The sequence below is a fragment of the Bacillus sp. LM 4-2 genome (assembly GCF_000978495.1).
Lineage (GTDB): Bacteria > Bacillota > Bacilli > Bacillales > Bacillaceae > Bacillus > Bacillus subtilis.
Genome location: NZ_CP011101.1, coordinates 195,711 through 216,156, shown reverse-complemented (window position 1 = coordinate 216,156; position 20,446 = coordinate 195,711). Strand labels below are relative to the sequence as shown.

At 40.6% G+C, this 20,446-nt stretch carries 19 protein-coding genes and 1 pseudogene; 2 read left to right on the top strand and 18 right to left on the bottom strand.

Annotated features, from left to right (window positions below; genetic code table 11):
* Positions 1–59 precede the first annotated feature (59 nt).
* The 3 genes from ybdK to bslm_RS01195 are packed head-to-tail and all read right to left on the bottom strand — an operon-like array spanning position 60 to position 2,693.
* Positions 60–1,046: a two-component system sensor histidine kinase YbdK gene (gene ybdK, locus bslm_RS01205; protein ID WP_038428294.1), complete on the bottom strand. Its 987-nt coding sequence runs from the start codon at positions 1,044–1,046 to the stop codon at positions 60–62.
* Positions 1,043–1,714, bottom strand: a complete 672-nt coding sequence (ybdJ, locus tag bslm_RS01200) for a two-component system response regulator YbdJ (RefSeq protein ID WP_015252948.1) — start codon at positions 1,712–1,714, stop codon at positions 1,043–1,045. The genes ybdK and ybdJ overlap by 4 nt, the downstream gene beginning before the upstream one ends.
* A 1-nt stretch (position 1,715) precedes the next feature.
* Positions 1,716–2,693 carry an alpha/beta hydrolase gene (locus bslm_RS01195; RefSeq protein WP_038428293.1) on the bottom strand — a complete coding sequence of 326 codons (978 nt, stop codon included), beginning with the start codon at positions 2,691–2,693 and terminating at the stop codon, positions 1,716–1,718.
* 119 nt (positions 2,694–2,812) lie between these two features.
* Between bslm_RS01195 and bslm_RS20280 the strand changes: the two are divergent.
* Positions 2,813–2,971 (top strand): annotated as a pseudogene (locus bslm_RS20280) (MerR family DNA-binding transcriptional regulator); the annotation flags it as partial.
* Positions 2,972–3,074: 103 nt separating this feature from the next.
* Here the strand turns inward: bslm_RS20280 and bslm_RS01190 are convergent.
* The 10 genes from bslm_RS01190 to adaA form a co-directional block, all read right to left on the bottom strand.
* Positions 3,075–3,428 (bottom strand): hypothetical protein, encoded by a 354-nt coding sequence (locus bslm_RS01190; RefSeq protein ID WP_029317260.1) that lies wholly within the window; start codon positions 3,426–3,428, stop codon positions 3,075–3,077.
* Between the two features lie 207 nt (positions 3,429–3,635).
* Positions 3,636–4,808, bottom strand: coding sequence for an MFS transporter (locus bslm_RS01185; protein ID WP_038428292.1), 1,173 nt, complete (start codon positions 4,806–4,808; stop codon positions 3,636–3,638).
* 126 nt (positions 4,809–4,934) lie between these two features.
* Positions 4,935–5,237: an ArsR/SmtB family transcription factor gene (locus tag bslm_RS01180; RefSeq protein WP_003234907.1), complete on the bottom strand. Its 303-nt coding sequence runs from the start codon at positions 5,235–5,237 to the stop codon at positions 4,935–4,937.
* A 496-nt stretch (positions 5,238–5,733) separates the two neighbouring features.
* A complete protein-coding gene (locus tag bslm_RS01175) occupies positions 5,734–6,108 on the bottom strand; it encodes a Na-translocating system protein MpsC family protein (RefSeq protein ID WP_003246482.1) in 375 nt (124 codons plus the stop codon).
* 57 nt (positions 6,109–6,165) lie between these two features.
* Positions 6,166–6,456 (bottom strand): DUF6407 family protein, encoded by a 291-nt coding sequence (locus tag bslm_RS01170; protein WP_017694954.1) that lies wholly within the window; start codon positions 6,454–6,456, stop codon positions 6,166–6,168.
* A 60-nt stretch (positions 6,457–6,516) separates the two neighbouring features.
* Positions 6,517–7,047, bottom strand: coding sequence for a carbonic anhydrase (locus tag bslm_RS01165; RefSeq protein WP_017694953.1), 531 nt, complete (start codon positions 7,045–7,047; stop codon positions 6,517–6,519).
* Between the two features lie 76 nt (positions 7,048–7,123).
* Entirely contained in the window at positions 7,124–9,736 is a 2,613-nt protein-coding gene (locus tag bslm_RS01160) for a DUF2309 domain-containing protein (protein WP_046380741.1), read from the bottom strand.
* Positions 9,737–9,750: 14 nt separating this feature from the next.
* Positions 9,751–11,268 carry an NADH dehydrogenase subunit 5 gene (locus tag bslm_RS01155; protein WP_046380740.1) on the bottom strand — a complete coding sequence of 506 codons (1,518 nt, stop codon included), beginning with the start codon at positions 11,266–11,268 and terminating at the stop codon, positions 9,751–9,753.
* A 517-nt stretch (positions 11,269–11,785) separates the two neighbouring features.
* Entirely contained in the window at positions 11,786–12,328 is a 543-nt protein-coding gene (adaB, locus tag bslm_RS01150) for a methylated-DNA--[protein]-cysteine S-methyltransferase (protein ID WP_046380739.1), read from the bottom strand.
* Positions 12,312–12,950 carry a bifunctional transcriptional activator/DNA repair enzyme AdaA gene (gene adaA / locus bslm_RS01145; protein ID WP_046380738.1) on the bottom strand — a complete coding sequence of 213 codons (639 nt, stop codon included), beginning with the start codon at positions 12,948–12,950 and terminating at the stop codon, positions 12,312–12,314. Before adaA ends, adaB begins: the two co-directional genes overlap by 17 nt.
* Before the next feature lie 272 nt (positions 12,951–13,222).
* On the opposite strand from adaA, the gene alkA reads away from it, so the two are divergent.
* The gene (gene alkA / locus bslm_RS01140) at positions 13,223–14,134 is read left to right on the top strand and encodes a DNA-3-methyladenine glycosidase II (protein WP_046380737.1); all 912 of its coding nucleotides are present in this window, start codon (positions 13,223–13,225) and stop codon (positions 14,132–14,134) included.
* A gap of 248 nt (positions 14,135–14,382) precedes the next feature.
* Here alkA and bslm_RS21200 read toward each other — a convergent pair whose 3' ends face one another.
* From bslm_RS21200 to cdaA, 5 genes are all read right to left on the bottom strand, one after another.
* Positions 14,383–14,523 (bottom strand): hypothetical protein, encoded by a 141-nt coding sequence (locus bslm_RS21200; protein WP_128484027.1) that lies wholly within the window; start codon positions 14,521–14,523, stop codon positions 14,383–14,385.
* Between the two features lie 46 nt (positions 14,524–14,569).
* Complete coding sequence (gene glmS / locus bslm_RS01135; RefSeq protein WP_046380736.1) at positions 14,570–16,372, bottom strand: glutamine--fructose-6-phosphate transaminase (isomerizing); 1,803 nt, start codon at positions 16,370–16,372, stop codon at positions 14,570–14,572.
* Between the two features lie 433 nt (positions 16,373–16,805).
* A complete protein-coding gene (gene glmM, locus bslm_RS01130; RefSeq protein WP_014112449.1) occupies positions 16,806–18,152 on the bottom strand; it encodes a phosphoglucosamine mutase in 1,347 nt (448 codons plus the stop codon).
* A gap of 18 nt (positions 18,153–18,170) precedes the next feature.
* The gene (gene cdaR, locus bslm_RS01125; RefSeq protein ID WP_046380735.1) at positions 18,171–19,622 is read right to left on the bottom strand and encodes a CdaA regulatory protein CdaR; all 1,452 of its coding nucleotides are present in this window, start codon (positions 19,620–19,622) and stop codon (positions 18,171–18,173) included.
* Positions 19,615–20,436, bottom strand: coding sequence for a diadenylate cyclase CdaA (gene cdaA / locus bslm_RS01120; protein WP_003223651.1), 822 nt, complete (start codon positions 20,434–20,436; stop codon positions 19,615–19,617). Before cdaA ends, cdaR begins: the two co-directional genes overlap by 8 nt.
* Positions 20,437–20,446 lie beyond the last annotated feature (10 nt).

The following is a 20,446-nucleotide window of genomic DNA, read 5'->3' as shown; positions in this document are numbered from 1 at the left end:
CCCCATTTCTTTCTCCCTATTATATAAATTTTATAGGAGAAAGAAAAACATCAGCGGGGTCACTCTTTTGAAAACAAGAACCCCGTTCCGTTATCATTTGTATGCAGCTCATAAGTAATCGCAAGCAGCCTGCATGTATCATCAATAATCTTTAACCCAAGTCCCTCACTGCTCTCATTCCGATCAAATCCAATACCGTCATCACGAATAAAAACATCGCCATGTTCAATCGTGACTTCCATCTTTTCAGCTTTTGAATGCTTTAACGTATTTTGAAAAATATTATCAAACAGCCTTTGCATCCATAACGCGTTGCTCATCCATATCACATCTTGATCTGCCGGCTTATAGTGCAGCTCAATCCCACTCATACTGTATAAATAATCCCACTTTTTCACCGCTGTTTCTAATAGCTCGTTTAGACGCACTTCTTCATTTACAATATAAGAGCTTTCCAGCGTCTCAGCGGAATATAGATTGAATTCATTGGTTAATTCCGAGATATATTCGATTTGCTGATACAATGATTCGAATACAGCCTGACCATGACATTGGTCTTCCAAATAAAATAACTGCAGCCTGAGAGCCGTTAAAGGTGTATTAATGTCATGCCGCAGTTTTTGCAAAAGCTCCTTTTTGATTTCCTCTTGCTGTCTCAGCTCCAGTTCACGATATGTCGTCCGTTCAATTAACAAATTGACCGACTTGATCAGTTCCCCGATTTCATCAGCACGCTTCACTTCAATTTTATCGGGCACCCTTTGATCACTCGCCAAATGCCGAATGGTTTGATTTAATAGATTGATTTTATGCAACAGAGAATGAATCGACTTTGAAAATAAAAAAGCTAACAATAAGAGCGATATCAAAAATACAACAATCATTGCCGGGTACGCAAACGACCTGTGAAAGGGCGTACCATGATTCATCGGTTTAAACATGCTGTCATAAATCACCGACATCAAAACACTTACCGCCAGCAATAGCATCGGAACACTAATGACTGCCGTAAACAATAACAACTGATATTTTGTCTTGAGCTTCATTTCTTGACAACGGTATTCAGCCGATACCCTTCTCCATATATATTTTCAATCATCTCACCCGCTTGATCATTGATTTTAGCTCTAATTTTTTTAATATGCACATTGACAATATTCGGGTTTCTATCTTCGAGCTGCCATAGATATTCAAAGAAATGTTCCTTTGTCAGGATACTGTCTCTATTTTCATATAAATAAAAGAAAATTTTCCGCTCAATCGCAGTAAATAATACCTCATCATGCAGGCTTTCATTGAACACTTTTTTCGTTACCGCATCAATATACAAATGTTTGATTTGCGTAAAGGTCCCATAATGATGCTCAAGCATATTCCGCATTCTTAATAGCAGCTCTCTCGGATCAAAGGGCTTTACCATATAATCCTCGCCGATCTGCAAACCTTGAAGCTTGCTGTCCATATCATTACGGGCCGAAAGAAAAATTACCGGAATGCCCAGCCCCAGCTCTTTGATTTTTGCAGACATTTGATACCCGTCTTCACCCGGCAGCATCACATCCATAATGACCAAATCCACCTTCTGAATCACCGAAAGCACATCCGCTCCATCTGTTTTCCATATCACACGATATCCTTCACGCTGCAAAATCTTTTGCAGCAATTCACCAATCATCACATCGTCTTCCACGATTAAAATATGATATCCCTTCATCCTAGCGAACCTTTCTCATAAACTCCATGGACAGTTTATATATTTGATCAGGCTGATATAAATAAATACTGTGTGTTCCCCTCAGTTCCTTTATATCGGCAGTATTGAATTGAGCCGCAAACGCTTCATAGTCTTTTCGGTTTTGTATAGCATACTTTGAATGTCTATTTTGGTCAGAGACCGCATCTAAAATCAAGACGGGAGTTTCCTTTGGCGCCGGCAGATTCACAGATTTGCTGCCGTTTTGGTAAGACTGTAAAAGCTCATGCTCCATATCTGCATTAAAAAATTGCTTAAAGTTAATGGCTTTATAGATTTCTTTTTCTTCATCAGTTAAAAACGACTGCCGTATCACCTCAGGATTATATACAGCGGAAGGCATAAACCGATGAAAACCAATCGAGGTTAACAGGTGGAACCCTCTCACTTTCAACCTGTCAACTCCGCTCAATTTATACGTGACGTACTGCTGGGGCAATCCAATATCCATCGCAATAATGGCCTTGATTTCCTTAGGATATTTCTGTGCCCAATACATCGCTTCAATCCCGGATATCGAATGAGGCATTAAAATATAAGGAGGCTTATTTCCGCTTTTCATAAGCGCTTTCCTCGTCTGTTCCAATACCGTATCAATATCTCTGTCATCGTGAGACACTTCACTGTATCCATAACCTGCCCGATCTACAACAGCAATCTTATTTTCTTTTGAAAACTTGCTGTACAGCCCCTTCATTTCATAAGCAGGCGCAGCAATCCCCGAACCAGACATAAACACAAACGTATCCTTCCCGCTTCCCTCTTGATACACATTCATCTTTTTACCATCAACATCGACTACTGTGCCTTTTTCTTTAAGGAGTGCCGCCTCCTTATTTAGCTGGAAATGGTGATAAATAAATACCGAGACGGATACAAGCAAAACCAAAGCAGCCAAGCTGACAAAAACAATTTTGAGGACTTTCCATAATGTTTTCATATGATGCTCCTTTCACTTGATACTGAAAGGATACAATATGAAAATAAATTTCTGATTAACTTTGGAACAGTTTTTTTCACATTTGACTTTGCCCTTACGGAAAGGTGTACATTTGGAGCATGGAGGTGATCACTCGGCTATCGATCAGCGAATTTTCAAAGATATGCAAAGTATCAACAAAAACACTGCGATACTATGATGAAATCGGACTCATCCACCCAGAAGACATTAATCCTGAAATCGGAAGGTCTATCCGCAAAGTCCGAGAATTTCTTATACGCAGCCTTCTCCAACCGAGAACGACATTGAGAAGGCTACCGCTAATATCAATCTTTCACAAAACATAATTCAGGGGTATTTAATCTATTTATTCCTATTTATTCACACAACAAAGTCACCACAAAGCTTTTTCTCTTCTTCCTGCTCGATAAACAGATAATTTTCAGGACGGCCCAAAACAGAAAAAAGTGCCAAAAGCAACTTCCAACCTCGAAGCGGACTTCCGCATCTAAACTTCAACACTTCTCCTTCCGCTAAAGTAAACCTCAAAGTTGGGCTTGTACACCAAGCAATCTTCACTTGAATAACATGCTCACCAGGCGGTAAATCAATTCGCAGCCTTCCTCCATCTTTGATAGTTCCCATCTCAGCCCCATCAATTAGCACTGAATACTCTCTCATTTTGTTGATGTACTGCGATGTCCTGCTCATTTCAATGTACGTCTTTTGATTCACGATGACACATCCTCAAAGTAATGATCTTACAGGCGAGAAGCGCTAGAACCCTTCTGCCATACCGTTATTTCCCTTCCTAGTATATTATAACTTGCTGTGCTTCTGCTCTCCGTCGGCAAAAATCCCTTTCAGCTTCAGTGTGCCTTCTACTTGAGCCTATAAAAAAACACCCGCTTGTATAACGAGCGGATGTTAGATCTTTCGAAATTATTGATTGATATCTTTTAGCGCTTGTTTCGGTTGCGAATTGAAAATCAGCAATGATGCAATAATGGCAATCATAACCCCTAACGCACCAACCCAGGTAATCGAGGCCAATGATACGTTTTCCACAAAAACCCCTCCTATACCTGCGCCGACCGCCATGGCGAATTGCATCATTGACTGATTCATGCTAAGCAAAACACCTGACATTTCCGGTTCTATTGTAGCCAGGTGAAATTGCTGTGTCGGACCGGTGGACCATGCGGCAAACGACCATAATATGAGAATCACCAACACTCCGATATAGGAATGAGTGACAAGTGACAGAAGAATCAGTGTGACGATATGCAACGTCATCCCGCCAACGAGTGTAAAGGGCACTCCCCATTTATCGGTGCTATATCCCCCAAACTTTGATCCAACCAAACTGGCAATTCCAAATATAAGCAAAACACCGCTAAGCAAGTTGCCGTTTATACCTGAGATGTTCAAGAGATACGGTGACAAATAAGTGTAAGCAACAGAATATCCCCCGAGCCAGAAGAAAGTGATTGATAATCCCATAGCCACTTTCCGTTTTTTGAAAAGAGCAAGCTGTTGAAGCAAAGGCACAGGCTTATCCCCTTCAGTATGCGGAAGAGTAAAGAAAATAACGACCATTGCGATCAATCCCAACAAAGCAATGGCTCCAAATACAGACTTCCAGCCTAATGCTACTGCTATCATTCTTCCAAGCGGAACACCAATGATTAAAGAAGCGGTAAATCCCATCACGACCGTAGCGATGGCACTTCCCTGCTTCCCTTCCGATGCAATCTTAGCGGCAATCGTTAATGCGGTGACAACCACCACACCTGCTCCCATCGCCATAATGATCCGCGCTGCAATAAACCATCCATAACCAGGCAATACAAAAGCCAGGACATTACCGAACACAAACAAACCTAGGGCATACATCATCAATTTGCGTCTATCCATACTTGCTGTCAACGCCATAAGTACGGGTGTAGAAAGAGCATATACAAGTGAAAAAATGGTAATAAACTGGCCCGCGGCAGCTAAAGTGATCCCGAGAGTATGAGCAATTTGATCCAAAATTCCGGAAATGATGTACTCTGAGGTTCCAACTAAAAAGCTGACAATGGCTAAAATATAAATTTTCCAAGTGTTAGACATAAAACATTCACTCCTTAATTATTAATAAACATATCACGAATTATCGATATGTTATTATAAAAAATAAACACATCGTAATATGTCGATATGTATGGTGTAAAAATAAACATCTTTTGATGTTTATTTTTATATCTCTGTTTTAAGAAAGTCAGCAAGTTTCCCAATGGCTTCTTCATCTCTTTTGTAATATGTGTACTTTCCAATACGCTCCGCCTTAATCAAGCCGGCTCTTAAAAGGATGGTAAGATATTGAGAAGCTGTCGATTGCGTCATTTTCAATTTGTCTGTTATTTGACTGACACATACCCCGATTGTGTTCATATCAATCCCTTCATGGGGTGCAAAATGACGATCGGGCTCCTTCAGCCATTGTAAAATTTGCAGCCTTGATTCATTTGATAAGGCTTTGAATACTTCAATTGGTTCCATATCGATTATTATATCGTTATATTTCGATATGTCAATCCGTTTTTTGGATATATTTAATTAAAGGTTTATCTCTGACTAATTCCGTGAAATGAAACTGAAGACAGCATATCAATTTTGTTCACCGCTTAAATTTATCATCAAGCTTTACGAAATTGGTCTCATAATCATTTCACAAAACACTTGGGTGAACCTGGAAGGTGACAAGGATGTTTTCAATTAAAGTGAATTTAATATTGTTCAAGTGACTAATCACCAGCATCAAATTCATGTATTTAAAATAGATGTAAAAAAACATCCGCTCATAACAACAGCGGATGTTAGATCTTTCGACAGGAATAACACAACAGTGTACTATGAATTGATATCTCTTTATGTCCGCTTAGGATATGAATAAAAGTTATCAATGATACCATAATTGTAAAACAAAAGAATCGGCAGTTCTTTATGTTCAATTCACAACAAATTCCATACCGTCTTAACATTTATTTTCTTTAGATTATAAGATCTTTTCCAAATTTTTCTCTAGATCATTACATAATTTAAATACCATCACTCGTTCACCTGTCCGGGAGCTTAAATCAGTATGAAAACTTTTCACTTTTTCTCCGGTTATTTTTAAGATAATATCCTTAAGGCCTTCTATACCTGATTCAACTAACTCCGAACGAGTTTGTTTGATAGATAACATACCCTCTTTTGATCCACAAACTACATATTCGGCTGGTGTTAAAATCCCTTTTAAATTGACGATGATCATGTCCCGCAGTATATCAGTCTTAACAGATACAGACCCCCGCCCAAGATAATCCTTCTCCCATTGAGTAATGGACTTACTGATCTCTGATTCAATAGAACCCTTAGACTTTTTCATATCTAATACATCTCCTGAGCAAAAAAATTGGCATATTCTATTTGTGATTTCGTCTCATTAATATTCTCTTACAACATATCCTTCATATACACCTTCAATATCCAAATCAGTTTTACCGTTTCTTGTGACCACTATCATTTTGGATAACATATTTTCTTCCATCATAGAGTGGACATGCAAAAATCGAACATTTCCTGAATGGGTTTCCTCAACTTCTTCATAAGACTTTAGATGATAAAAATCAATTGCTTTTCTAATTAGTTTTTTCATAAATTCCATATTTTCACGATCAAACGAGTTCATGTCCTCTATTGTTTTCGTGACAAAATCAGTTAAATTAGCGCTCATACAATCTCCTTAGAACTGCTTTCTCCATATATGGGTGCGTTTAGAAGTTGAACCTGTATTTCATCGTGACAAGCAATGATCAGGTATGGCTTGACCTGTTTTAGCATCAGGACCCTCCGCGATTGAGGGTTTTCCATCCTTATGATGAACGAATAAACCTCTAACTTTAACATATGACGGCACTAGGGGATGATGTCGAATCATATCAACACTTTTTTCAATGGTGTCACTGCTATTTTCATTTAGCCATTCATCGACCGTACCACCTAAAAATTCAGGCTTGCAATTTTGAAAAAGATAATCCAATGTTTGTATTTTATCTTTCATTGTTTCAAGTTGAGTTAGTCCATTACCTGCGGAAGTCTTCTTATCTTTTGTTCCTACTACAAAAATCTCCTCAACATCTTCCTGGTAAATCGCAAAAATAACAGACCTCATGATTTCTCCATAAGGATGTGAAATACCGGCACCATAGCTTTGTATAGTCAACATATTCTCTGCAGAAGTGTTAGTCGCTTCTTGTAAAATAGGCTCCAAACCGTTTTCAATATCCGTCAAAAATAATACTTTTTTATTTTGGTTTACATTCATACAGCACACCTCTTCCTTATGTTTATCATTTTTATTTTGAATAACAAATCCATTTGATAAATGCTTAGATTCATCATTACCAGCTTTCCCAACATCCTTCTGGATCAAGACTAGCCAGTCGGACCCATCCATTTTGAACTTTTTGCAGAAATGCTGAATCATTATTTAATAACCGTTCTACATATTCTCTAGGTGCTTGGATGAGTATCAATAAACGAAGAGGAGAATGATAGGCCTCGTGATCTGATTCCATGACGGATTGCCAAGGCAGTCCGGCTAACAAATCGCTTGCATTCCCCTGCATAACGCCGAGACCTGCAGTAACGGTTTGAGTTGCTTTATTTCCGCTGCCATAATAATGAGGTGCTACCGTTGATGCGTAATATTGTAAATTAATCCATTGGGCTACAGTTCCAGGTCCTGCAATAATATTTGCTAGGAGTTCACCGCTTTCATCCTGCTTCCAATCATAATTATGGAGAAAGGCTCTGCCTTCCAAATCACAATCCTGAGTTAGTTCACGTTTACCGATAATAAAAGCGGCATTACGAGCCAGTCCCCATTCCGGACGTATCTCACTCCAATCTTCCGCAAATCGGTTTGCCTCAGCCTTCGGATTTTTTAGCTTCGATTGGAAATTCGGTAATTGGGCTAGACGTTCTGCGTTTACATGATGTCTCACTTTCGGCATCACGGCTTCAATTTGTTCAAATGCTTCTTGTGCAGCTTCGGAAAGCTCTGGTACATAAAGCCAATGTAATTCATCTACTGTTGTATTATGTTCAGCTGCTGCAAAAACCGTATCCTCAGGAATTTTAATTCCTTCAGCTAAAAGAGCTTCTCGTACCTCTGATAGATTACATAAAGCAGCTAAAACTCTTGCATTGAATCCACCGGCCGCTCCACCGCAGGCACCACAATCAAGGGCTGCAGAATAAGGATTATTAGTGCTTTGACTGCCATGCCCGCAAATTACGACCAATGGTGCGATGTTCTCTGTTAACCCCATCATTTTTAATGCTTGGCGAGCATAGTTCACTTTTTCTTCATCAGTAAAACCCACAGGTATTTCTGCCTCTGTAGCATCATGATGAAGCGAGAGTTTTGTATCAGGTTTGCGTAACCAAGCCTCACGGAGATTACGAATGAAACGACCCGCCTTTCTTGGCACAAAGCTACGGGCTGCCATTTGCAGAGTAAGCCAAGGTCCGCTTAGCTCAGGCAGTAGTAAGCTCGAAAGCGCATTCTGCTTCATCGTTTTAAAGGTATGGCTTAAAGAATGAATTGCTTGCTTCCGTTGATTGTATTTTTTGAATACATCCTCATCTGCGAACTCTTTTATTTTATTTTGCGGTTTTTGTATGATCGGCAAGGAAGCATGACTGTGTTTACTGCCAAGTTCACAAGTTGCAATCGGCACCCCGAAGAAACCAGCAATACCAATCGTTTCAAACGGGCCTTCTTTTTCTAGATGACGACGAAAAGGTTCTGATCGTACATCGATGCAGAATGCTAATTGAGCTAATGCAGATTTTTTACCGCCGGTTTCACGTTGTTTCGAGATGATCTTCTGGCTTAATCGATCAGTGTACGTTTGTTCCCAAGCTTCTAACCAAAGTTTCTTGCGAAGTTTCTCATCAAAGCTGTAGGCAAATGATAAATATTCGTTTTGTTCAATGGCCGTCATCTGTGACCATTCTTCTAATGTATGCCCACCCCAATGAATCCAAGCTGCTATAAGGGGAGCAATTGAAATTGTTTTCTTAGATCGTTCATTCAAAGGTAAGTATGGCTTTATAAGAGCCCACTCCATGGATATTCGAACCGCTAAGTATTCTGTTAGGAGTGCATGTTCGTGGCTCGATTGCTGGGAGCGCCAAAGCATCATCCCTGCCCATCCAGGTAATGAAAGTAAATGACCTTCAAGATAAGTCTGGATTTCTGACTCTGGGATTTCTAGTGCGAATAAGGCTTCCTGTAAAGCCAAATGTGCCTCTTTCGGCCAACCTTTTAACCTTTCTCGCTGCTTTTTGCTAAGTGCTGGATCATATTGAATGAGATGCTGCCAAGCACGATAGAAACCTTCCTCACGATTAGGCATTGTCCAGCCTGCTTGAGAGTCATCAAGATATAATTTACTCCATTTAATGACATGATGATCTAGTATATTGACTAGCCTTTCACCATCTTGATTCTCTATATACGAACTTAGTGGCTGCATAAACACATTCTCGATATGATCCAATCCACTACATTCACCTACTAATTTCTCCAGCTCATGTGATGATAAAAGGTCGGAAGGCAGGGGATCTAACTTTAATGCAGCATGACAAAATCGCTCTGCCACGTCCCGTGGGATGTGATAGGAATGTGAATCAAGCCAACGCTGCAGCCCCATTTCCACAAAATCTTCATCAATCTCACCTTTATTCTTTGCTGAACGGATCATAGACGCACTAGGGTATATATCAACATCGCGAGTGTTTTTCAACCAACTTGCAACCTGATCAAAAGGTTGGTTTTCAAGTCCCATCCACGGATTACGTGCAGCAAATGTAGAAATAGGCCAAAGTGGTGCAATCACTCGGCTGGCAGATGTAATGAAAACGTTAAGATCCCTTTCTTGAACATCAATATCTGTATCTATCTTTTTTACATTATCTTTCGTTAATACGGATGTAATGCCCATCTCAGATTAGCTCCTTATGAAATATATTGTTTAAGGTAGTCTGGGTGACTCTCTACTGACTTTGGTTTTGCTTCACCTAATCGAACTAACCAAAGATAGAGCACCGCGAAAAAAACGGAAGAACGATAACGAGCAACCCATGTACCTAAAGCACTGCCAAATAATAAGAGACATACGACAATCATGACAGCTGACATTGGAGGTTGAACACTTTGAAAAATGGTTGTATGCAGCCACTTATAGAAAAGGTGATGAATGATAAAATATACGAGGGCTGCTCCTCCTAAAACAGTTAAGCCGGCAATTCGGCCAATTCGGCCCTCTCCAAAAGCGACAAGCTGATTCCAAGAAACGGACAATGACCACCCTAAGATCAGCGCACTAATGAATTGATATCCCTCTCCAGGAGCAGCGAGCCAAAAAGCAACACCTATAACTAAGGATAAAATCCGACCAGCCATGATCCATAAATAGGATGTTCTTTCATTAGTGCGAGCCGATACTTCATGACGCCCTACTGCTGAACCAGCTTGTAGAAACAACGTAGCTTTGAATAAACCATGTAAAATAAGATGAATAATGGCTGCTATATAGGCGCCTAATGCACACTGAATGAGCATAAACCCCATTTGTCCAATCGTGGAGCCTACTAACTGGCGTTTATAATCAACCTGAACTAAACTAATTCCAGTTCCAATCAATACAGAAATGCTAGCAAGCAGAAGTAAGATAATCGAAGCGATACCACCATGAAATAGAGGTGAAAATCGAGTTAGGATTATTCCTCCAGCATTTACTAAACCTGCATGCATAATTGCAGAAACTGGGGTGGGAGCAACAATAGACTCAACCAACCATCTTTGGAACGGCCATTGAGCTGCAGGAATGATCACCGCCAGTACAATCAATAGCTGAATCCCTGTTCTCTCCCATTCTCCCAGCCCAGCTAAACTTTCATTTGTTACAACCAATGATAACTGCCATTGACCTGTGGCATGAAAAAGCCACATCATTGCGAAAAACAAAGAAAACCAACTTAACAAAAATAACCGTCCAGAAATTTTGGCTGCTTCACTAGCCACTTGCCAAGCACTGTTTAACCTAATAAGTAAGGTTAAACCAACAAGAGTTGCTCCCCAAAATAGAACCATCAAGCGGAGATCACCACTTAACCATGTCATTGAAGCAGCTCCTGTTGTGAAAGTAAAAAGCGTAAAATATTTTCGATAAGATCGATCCCCCATTAAGTAACGTACAGAAAAACGCTGAATGATGAATCCAATTGCAAGAACAAAGAAAGTCATTAAACAAGCTAAGGAATCTAAGTGCCAAGGGCCAACATTTCCACTCACACCACTATTGGCAAGAATCAGTAAGGAAACCAAAAGTGGTAAAGCCAAGATCCCAATATGAATGCGGACAAAACTCAAGGGTACTCGCGGATGTAAAAACAATAGTCCACTTATCCCAGAAGCCATAAGCATAATAAAAAATAATGTTAATAATGATGACAAACTCAGCGAAACTAACATTCTAAATTCTCCCTTTTTTAAAACTCATTATTGTTCAAAAGACCTTTCAATCAGATCATATTTGTCTATTATTTATTTCAATTTTTATTTATCTCTATTTTTTTCCAACAAAAAAGCCGACAACTTCAAAATTTCAATGATTATGTTAGATCATTGAATCCTGAAAATTGTCGGCTTCACTTCAACTAACTTCAGCGAAGTTTTTTGAAGTGCTACCTTATTATTGGTCTTTACTTTATGCTATGTTTTCATTTCCTTTAATATAGTCCTGATTATCAAATAAATCGACTCATGTTCTCTTCCTTTTTTATTAGGATACTTTTTCATCCTATCAATATTTAAAATTAAATATGAAAAGAATGCTAAAGGCCTACATATTTTAAAAGGAAAAATAAACATCTGCATCGATTATTAAGTTACGTATAAGATATGCTAAATTTTAAAAGTTGTCAAGTTTATCAGTAAACTGGTCTTTACTTTCCTCTAAAATAATCCAACCCATATAGATGATTCACTTTCAATGAGGAACATCCATTTCAGATGAAGCTCGCTTTTCCAGATCGAGGAGCAGTGTCTTCATTTCAAATCCGCCCCGATAGCCAGTTAATGAGCCATTCTTTCCTATTACACGATGGCACGGTACAGTAATTAATACCGGATTAGCCCCAATAGCCGCACCTACAGCACGAACAGCTGCTGGTTTATTTATATCATTTGCAATGTCGGAATAGGATTTCGTCTGTCCATAAGGAATTTCACAAAGTGCATTCCAGACGGCTAGCTGAAATTGCGTACCGGCGTACTCAACTGGAACAGTAAAGTTTTTCCGCTTTCCTTCTAGATATTGAGTGATTTCAACAGCATAGGGTTCAAGCTTATCATCATCTTCAACAAGAAGACTTCCTGGAAAGCGTTTCTTAGCCCATTCGAACAATTCCTCGATTGGTTTGTTCTGTGAACCCACAAACACAAGCCCCTTTAAAGTTGAAGCAATATAAAAATTCCAATCCTTGAACATTAGTAAAGACCAATAAAGGGTTGCTTTATTCTTTGTTACCATTGTACGTTTCCTCCATTTTACTCATTTGACGAAATTGTGCTGGTGTCTGTCCAGTTTTCTTTTTAAATAAAGTAATAAAATAAGGCGCGTTAGCTATACCCACACATATAGCGATATCTCCAATCGCTTTATTTGTCTGAATCAAATACTTTTTAGCCGCGTGTACTCTAACTTGTTGTATATACTCAACCAGCGTAATGCCTTTAATCTTTTTAAATGTTCGATGCATATGATACGGACTCCCATGACAAATATCTGCTAACGATTCTAGCGTTAATTTTTCTGTGAAATTTTTATCAATGTATTCAGTAATTAAATCAACCCATTCGCTATCAGGCATTTTTTCATTAGTGGGCTTGCATCGTTTACAAGGGCGAAAATTTGCGCGGAGAGCTTGTTCTGCGTTTGGAAAAATACATACATTTTCTTTTTTCGGAACACGAGATTTACAGGATGGTTTACAGAATACCCCTGTCGACTTTACAGCGTAGAAAAATTGATTATTATACGCTGCATCATTATTTATAATTGCTTGCCACTTTTCATCTGTTATCATTTCTGCATCATTCGAAATTCTATGCTCATGGCTCTCTTTATGTCCGTTATTGATACTATCCGGCATTTATCTCACCTCTCCTTACAATGCTCATCTAATTCAGTTTGAATTGAATCCCAATTTAAATTTTCGACACGCGTTTTTTATATCTTGGGCCATTTTTATCTACTCCCGTTTAGCATTCTTGATAACTACACTATAACCTCATAAATAGAAAAAAATAAGGTGGTTAGAATGTAATAGCAAGATAACAAAATGAGTAAAGATGATTATGTGATAAACTAATTTCAACCAGCGTGAGTTTTCTTATAATTATTTAAGATAAGGAGAAAGAAAAAGTGGCATGGCATGAAGTCAATGATGTTATCGTCATTACATTACCTGAAATATTCGACATGAATGCGAACCTAGGCTACCTAACCAGGGAAAAAAATGAATGCATGTATGAAATAGAGAACAATATCATTACAAAAGTTATAGCCATTGGGAAAATTCGGTCCTTAGTGCAGGTAAGCGTAATCAATAATAAACAAATGATTGTTCAATTCCTAAACGATTCTAGACCTGTTGAGCAGTGGAAACGGGAAGAGATTGTAAAATATATTCATGAATGGTTTGATCTTGATAACGATTTAACTCCATTTTATGAAATGGCAAAAGCAGATCCATTACTTAAAATGCCTGCCCGAAAATTTTATGGGTTGCGAGTGATCGGCATTCCCGATTTATTTGAAGCTTTATGTTGGGGAGTTTTAGGGCAACAAATTAACTTAGCCTTCGCGTACTCCTTAAAGAAGCAATTTGTAGAAGCATTTGGCGATTCTATTGAATGGAATGGTAAAAAGTATTGGGTGTTCCCACCGTACGAGCGAATTGCACGGTTAACCCCTACCGACCTGGCAGATATTAAAATGACGGTGAAAAAAAGTGAATATATCATTGGAATAGCCAGATTAATGGCAAGTGGAGAATTATCGAGGGAAAAATTAATGAAAATGAACTTTAAAGATGCTGAAAAAAACTTAATTAAAATACGAGGAATCGGTCCTTGGACAGCCAATTATGTTCTAATGCGCTGCCTTAGGTTCCCGACAGCTTTTCCAATCGATGATGTGGGTCTTATTCATTCGATAAAAATATTACGTAATATGAACCGAAAGCCTACGAAAGATGAAATCTTAGAAATATCGGTTCCATGGAAAAAATGGGAATCATACGCTACCTTTTATTTATGGCGTGTCCTTTACTGAATCATTTCAACTTAAACCGGAATGTACTCAATAAAAAAAGAATGAACTTTAAACCTAATCCCACAAGTACATTCTCTTTTCATAACTCTTCTTTCATTTTAATGTCATGAATTTCTCGCCCTTTATTAATTGTCATAAAAAATCTATTGTCATTAGAATAGGCTCTCCGGTCTGCTATTACATTAGAAAATTTAGTTGAAAGTAAAAGCAATTTCGCTCCACTGAAAAATTCATACAGTCTACTAGTTTTAAAGCCTTTTAAGCTCGTTAACTGGCCTTATGTGGAAACATCTTAAATCTATAGCCATGGCCGATCGATAGTCGGGTCCTGTAACATTACCTTCTTTAATCCATTTTTCCACTGTAGACGTTCTTTCTCTTTTGGACATAAAAACACCCCTTTAGACAATCTTATCCAAAGGGGTTAAACATTTATTACTCCACAGTAACACTCTTCGCAAGGTTACGCGGTTTATCAACATCACAGCCGCGATGCAGTGCAGCATAGTAAGCGATCAGCTGCAATGGAACAACAGATACCAACGGAGCAAGCGCTGGGTTTACTTCCGGCAGTACGAATCTGTCATCCGCATCGTTTAGGCCTTTCAGTGAGATGATGCATGTGTTTGCTCCGCGAGCAGCAACTTCTTTGACGTTTCCGCGGATGCTTAGGTTTACGTGCTCTTGAGTTGCCAGTGCGAATACTGGTGTTCCTTGTTCGATCAAGGCAATCGTTCCGTGCTTAAGCTCACCGCCGGCAAAACCTTCTGCCTGGATGTAAGAAATCTCTTTCAGCTTCAGTGCGCCTTCGACACATACGAAGTAGTCAAGGCCGCGTCCGATGAAGAAAGCATTTCTGGATACAGTCAGGTATTCACGGGCGATCATTTCCATTTCGTCTTTCTGGTCGCATAGAGCTTCCATTGCGTTTGCAGCGATACCGAGTTCTTTGACGAGGTCAAATCCGATATCGATGCCGTTTTTGTCAGCAGCCACAGAAGCAAGAACCGCAAGAACTGCAATTTGTGCAGTGTATGCTTTTGTTGACGCAACAGCGATCTCAGGGCCTGCATGAAGCAGCAATGTATAGTCAGCTTCACGAGAAAGCGTTGATCCAGGTACGTTTGTGATTGTCAGGGCTTTGTGTCCGAGCGCTTTGACTTGAACGAGAACCGCGCGGCTGTCTGCTGTTTCTCCGCTTTGAGAAAGGAAAATGAAGAGCGGTTTCTTAGACAGAAGCGGCATGTTGTAGGAGAATTCACTCGCTACATGCACTTCAACCGGGACGTTTGCCCACATTTCAATATATTGTTTACCGACAAGTCCTGCATGGTAGCTTGTTCCGCAGCCAATGATATAGATGCGGTCCGCTTCCGCTACAGCGGCAGCGATATCGCCAGGCACAGACAGCTTGCCGTTTTCATCTTGATACGTTTGGATGATTTTGCGCATGACAACAGGCTGCTCATCCGTTTCTTTCAACATGTAGTGAGGGTACGTGCCTTTTTCGATATCACTGGCATCAAGCTCAGCAATATAAGACGCACGTGTAATCACGTCACCATCAAGGTTTTTGATGACGACTTGATCATCAGTAACAATAACCATTTCTTTATCCATCAGCTCTACGTATTCGTTGGTTACTTGAAGCATCGCCATCGCATCAGATGCTACGACGTTGAATGTATCTCCAAGACCTACTAATAGAGGGCTTTTGTTTTTCGCTACAAAAATCGTTTCTCTGTTGTCGTTATCGAATAAAGCAATTGCATAAGAGCCTTTTAACAGTGTAAGTGTTTTGCGGAACGCTTCTTCTGTCTCAAGTCCTCCATTGACGAATTGCTCGATTACTTGAACGACTACTTCTGTATCGGTGTCACTTTTGAGCTCTACATCTTGCAAATACTCTTGCTTCAGCTGAACATAGTTCTCGATCACGCCGTTGTGAACAAGTGTAAAGCGGCCCAGTGCGCTTTGATGCGGGTGAGCGTTCAGATAGCTTGGTTCGCCGTGTGTAGCCCAGCGAGTATGCCCAATTCCGGCTTTCGCTTCTACATTGGCATCCACAACTTCACGAAGATCTGCAATGCGTCCTTTTTCTTTGAACACATGGATTCCCTGTTCGTTGGCAACAGCAATACCAGCAGAGTCATAACCGCGATACTCAAGCTTTTCTAACCCTTTTAACAAAATTTCCTTCGCATCAAGCTGACCGATATAACCTACGATTCCACACATATTTTTCTTCCTCCTAAGATTGTAAAAGGAGACGAAGAAAGTCAAATTTCAAGGGGACTTTCAATCGTCCCCTCCTACATGTTTTTTGGAAGATCATGTGATTTCTCTTTGTTCAAGGAGTCACCCCCTTGGTTTGAAGAAATCCTTACGGCTGTGATCTGCATACTCAGCCGGGAGGCATCCGCCGAAAATTCGATAACCTCCATCCTCGTCAACTAAGCCTTTTTCCGGGCGCTTAGTTCGGGCGCTATAATTATAAGTAAAGCAATAATCCCGTCTTCTTTTCCTATTGAGAAAATAAGAACAAGACAAGCTTGATTTTACAACATGTGGCATAAACGGTCAATTGTTTTTTAAACAACTTTGCCGTATGTCTCACAATTATCTTATGTAAACCTCGCTTGTCTTGTTCACTCTCTGATAATAGACTTCGTTACTCTAATCCCATTTCTGACCGGACGACTTCAACAATGCGATTGACATACTCATCGCACAGCTCTTTCGTCTTCGCTTCAGCCATGACACGGACGAGCGGTTCAGTTCCTGAAGGACGCACCAAAATCCGGCCGTCGCCGTTCATTTCTTTTTCAACTTCAGAAATAACTGCTTTTACTTTTTCATTTTCTTCAACTTTATATTTATCAGTCACTCTCACATTGACTAACAGCTGCGGGAACTTCTGCATTTCAGCTGCAAGCTCTGACAGCGGCTTGCCTGTGGCTTTCAAAGTGTTCATCAGCATAATAGCAGACAATAAACCGTCCCCTGTCGTGTTGTAATCAAGGAAAATAAGATGTCCTGACTGCTCTCCGCCGACGTTATAGCCGTCTTTTTTCATTGCTTCTACTACGTAGCGGTCGCCGACAGCTGTCTGTACGCTTTTGATGCCTTCTTTTTCGAGCGCCTTATAGAAGCCGAGGTTGCTCATCACGGTTGAAACCACTGTATCATCCTTTAAGCGCCCCTCTGATTTCAGGTGTTTTGAGCATATGTACATGATTTGGTCGCCGTCTACAATATTTCCTTTTTCATCGACAGCAATCAGGCGGTCGCCGTCACCGTCGAACGCAAGACCAAGATCCGCATTTTTCTCTTTGACAAACGCGCTGAGCGCTTCGGGATGAGTCGAACCGACGCCGTCATTAATGTTTAATCCGTTCGGGGAAGTCCCCATTGTAGAAACATCTGCATCTAAATCAGCAAACAGGTGTGTCGCCAAGGATGACGTTGCGCCATGGGCACAGTCCAATGCCACATGAATGCCTGTGAAATCTTCATCAGCTGTCTGTTTTAAGAATTGCAGATATTTTTGTCCGCCTTCAAAATAATCGTTTACAAGTCCAAGGTCTGCTCCGACAGGTCTTGGCAGCTTATCCTCAGGTTCGTCCATCAGGCGCTCAATTTCAGCCTCTTGTTCATCAGAAAGCTTAAATCCATCTCCCCCAAAGAATTTGATGCCGTTATCCTGCACTGGGTTATGAGAAGCGGAAATCATGACGCCCGCCTCTGCATCCATCGCTTTTGTCAAATAAGATACACCTGGTGTAGAAATGACACCCAGGCGCATGACTTCTGCGCCAATGGATAAAAGTCCGGCGACAAGGGCTCCCTCCAGCATATGGCCGGAGATGCGTGTATCGCGGCCTATCAGCACTTTTGGACGTTGTTTGTCTTTTGTCAGCACATAACCGCCGAAACGTCCGACTTTAAAGGCCAGCTCAGGTGTAAGCTCACTATTGGCGACACCTCTTACACCGTCTGTTCCAAAATACTTGCCCATTTTATAATCGCTCCTTTTTTATTCCGATGAGGATTGTGAATTCGCAGTGGATTCATCCTCATCCTGATCTTGGTTTTGATCTTTATTTTCGTCTTGGTTTTGATCGTTGTTGTTTTTATCAGTGTTCTTTGTATCTTCTTGCTGATTGTTCTTTTGATCATTTGTTTGTTTATCTGTGTCCTGGTTCCCTGATGTATTGCTGCTGTTATCATTCGTTGATGTATTGCTTTTCTTAGACGTCAGCTTGATTTTGGCGTTTTTACGCCCCAAGGACCAAGTTACATTCTGTGGCCCGTTCACTTCAAGCTTCACGCTATGCTCCCCGTCCTCTAAATCTGAAACATTCACATACAATTCAATATCTGATTTTTTCAGCTTTTTTATATTCGTGGGAGAGCCTTTAGCCGTTACATCTATCGCTTGTGATTCAGGATCAAGAAATTCAATGTTTTGTGAGCTGCTCAGCCCTACAGTCTTGATAGGGACATTCTCGAACTTCTGATCCGCTTCACTATCGACTTCTATATGCAAAGTCACCTTTGACGGTGAGATTTTTTTGACACCGTCAGGAAGCGGAATATCTGCCTCGATATCGGAATCCTTGTTAATTTTACTTAAATCTAAGCTGACGCCGTCAATAAATTCAAGAGAATCCAACACATCCTGTGAGCCGTAAACCGTTACCTCACTGGGGCTGGATTCAATATTCGCTATGCTGACACCGTCAGGAAGGCTTCCTGTCCGTTCAATTTTAAAGGGCACTTTTTTACTCGGGCTTGTCACCGGAACGGTAATCTTGATGACCGAGGGCTCCACGTCGACAGGAAGCGCGTTTCCGTCTTTATCATAGACAGTCACTTTCGCTTCCTTTTCAATCGTTTCATCTGCGTTTTCCAAATTCACTGAAGCTTTTACAAGAGAAATATTATCGATGACATTTTTCGATCCGGTAATCTGCACATTTTTCGGACTGACAATCGGCTGCTCCGGAGAATAGCCTTTTTTCATCTTGCTTTTATTGTAGTACTCCACTTCTACGGGAAAACTTTTGGTCGTCCGTTCCTGAATGGTCACTGTCGTAACAGACGGATTAATTGAGATTGTCAGCCCATCCGACACGTTTTTGGCCTTAAGCTCAACCTTATGTGTGCCGGTTTTCAAATGTTCCATATCGGCATATATTTCAAAGTTTTTGGTCTGCCGAGCCTTTTTCACGGCGCTTGTCGAGCCTTTTATCGTGACATTAACCGTTTGCGGAACACCCGTCACGACGTAATTTTCATCATCATAATACGCTTTAACCGGAATATCAGTCAGAGTTGCTTCATCAGTTGTTGATGTCGGAAAGAAAGATTCACCCGGTTTTTTTGGAGTCGGTGCTTGGTTGCTGTTAACCGCCACATAAAGCAAGAGCGCGAAAAGCAGAGCAATGATTTTCACAGCCCAGCGGTTGTTTAAGAATTTATCCATTTTTCTTGCCCCTCCAATACCAGCGGTTAGAAGAAGTGTCTCTGGTGTTTTTCTTAAACTCGGCTTCAAGCATTTCTTTCAGCGCTTCTTCTGTAAGCTCTCTGTGAAGGTCGCCGTTCTTTGCCACACTGACGCCGCCGGTCTCTTCAGACACAATAATCGTCAAACTGTCTGTTACTTCACTGATACCGACAGCTGCTCTGTGCCGCGTGCCCAGTTCTTTTGAAATAAACGGGCTCTCAGAAAGCGGCAGATAACAGGCGGCCGCGGCAATTTCATTATTTTTCATAATTACCGCACCGTCATGAAGCGGGGTGTTTGGGATAAAAATATTGATCAGCAGCTCAGAGCTGACTTTGGCATTCAGTGGTATGCCGGTCTCAATATAATCCCCCATTCCAGTATCCCGCTCAATGGTAAGCAAGGCGCCTATACGGCGTTTCGCCATATAATTGATCGCTTTTGTAATGGCCTCAATCGTTTTCTGCTGCGCTTCTTCAACAGGCGTGCCGCTCCTCGAAAAAAAGCGGCCGCGGCCTAGCTGTTCAAGCGCTCTTCTCAGCTCAGGCTGAAAAATAATAATAATTGCTAAAAATCCCCATGTTATCGCTTGGTCCATCAGCCATTGAAGTGTGCTGAGGCCCAAATATTGGCTGGCCATACGAACAAGCACGATGACTACAATTCCTTTTAACAGCTGAACCGCTTTCGTGCCACGTATCACCATAATCAATTTATATATCACATACCAAACAAGGAGAATATCAACGGCATTGCCGAGGTACTGCAAAAAAGGGATATCCTCAAAAGCCATTTCCTCGTCC

Excerpts from the sequence above, each read along its gene's own strand:
- ybdK (WP_038428294.1), bottom strand. The coding sequence starts at position 1,046 with ATGAAGCTCAAGACAAAATATCAGTTGTTATTGTTTACGGCAGTCATT.
- ybdJ (WP_015252948.1), bottom strand. The coding sequence starts at position 1,714 with ATGAAGGGATATCATATTTTAATCGTGGAAGACGATGTGATGATTGGT.
- bslm_RS01195 (WP_038428293.1), bottom strand. The coding sequence starts at position 2,693 with ATGAAAACATTATGGAAAGTCCTCAAAATTGTTTTTGTCAGCTTGGCT.
- bslm_RS01185 (WP_038428292.1), bottom strand. The coding sequence starts at position 4,808 with ATGTCTAACACTTGGAAAATTTATATTTTAGCCATTGTCAGCTTTTTA.
- bslm_RS01180 (WP_003234907.1), bottom strand. The coding sequence starts at position 5,237 with ATGGAACCAATTGAAGTATTCAAAGCCTTATCAAATGAATCAAGGCTG.
- bslm_RS01175 (WP_003246482.1), bottom strand. The coding sequence starts at position 6,108 with ATGAAAAAGTCTAAGGGTTCTATTGAATCAGAGATCAGTAAGTCCATT.
- bslm_RS01170 (WP_017694954.1), bottom strand. The coding sequence starts at position 6,456 with ATGAGCGCTAATTTAACTGATTTTGTCACGAAAACAATAGAGGACATG.
- bslm_RS01165 (WP_017694953.1), bottom strand. The coding sequence starts at position 7,047 with ATGAATGTAAACCAAAATAAAAAAGTATTATTTTTGACGGATATTGAA.
- bslm_RS01160 (WP_046380741.1), bottom strand. The coding sequence starts at position 9,736 with ATGGGCATTACATCCGTATTAACGAAAGATAATGTAAAAAAGATAGAT.
- bslm_RS01155 (WP_046380740.1), bottom strand. The coding sequence starts at position 11,268 with ATGTTAGTTTCGCTGAGTTTGTCATCATTATTAACATTATTTTTTATT.
- adaB (WP_046380739.1), bottom strand. The coding sequence starts at position 12,328 with ATGGTAACAAAGAATAAAGCAACCCTTTATTGGTCTTTACTAATGTTC.
- adaA (WP_046380738.1), bottom strand. The coding sequence starts at position 12,950 with ATGCCGGATAGTATCAATAACGGACATAAAGAGAGCCATGAGCATAGA.
- bslm_RS21200 (WP_128484027.1), bottom strand. The coding sequence starts at position 14,523 with ATGTCCAAAAGAGAAAGAACGTCTACAGTGGAAAAATGGATTAAAGAA.
- glmS (WP_046380736.1), bottom strand. The coding sequence starts at position 16,372 with ATGTGTGGAATCGTAGGTTATATCGGTCAGCTTGATGCGAAGGAAATT.
- glmM (WP_014112449.1), bottom strand. The coding sequence starts at position 18,152 with ATGGGCAAGTATTTTGGAACAGACGGTGTAAGAGGTGTCGCCAATAGT.
- cdaR (WP_046380735.1), bottom strand. The coding sequence starts at position 19,622 with ATGGATAAATTCTTAAACAACCGCTGGGCTGTGAAAATCATTGCTCTG.
- cdaA (WP_003223651.1), bottom strand. The coding sequence starts at position 20,436 with ATGGCTTTTGAGGATATCCCTTTTTTGCAGTACCTCGGCAATGCCGTT.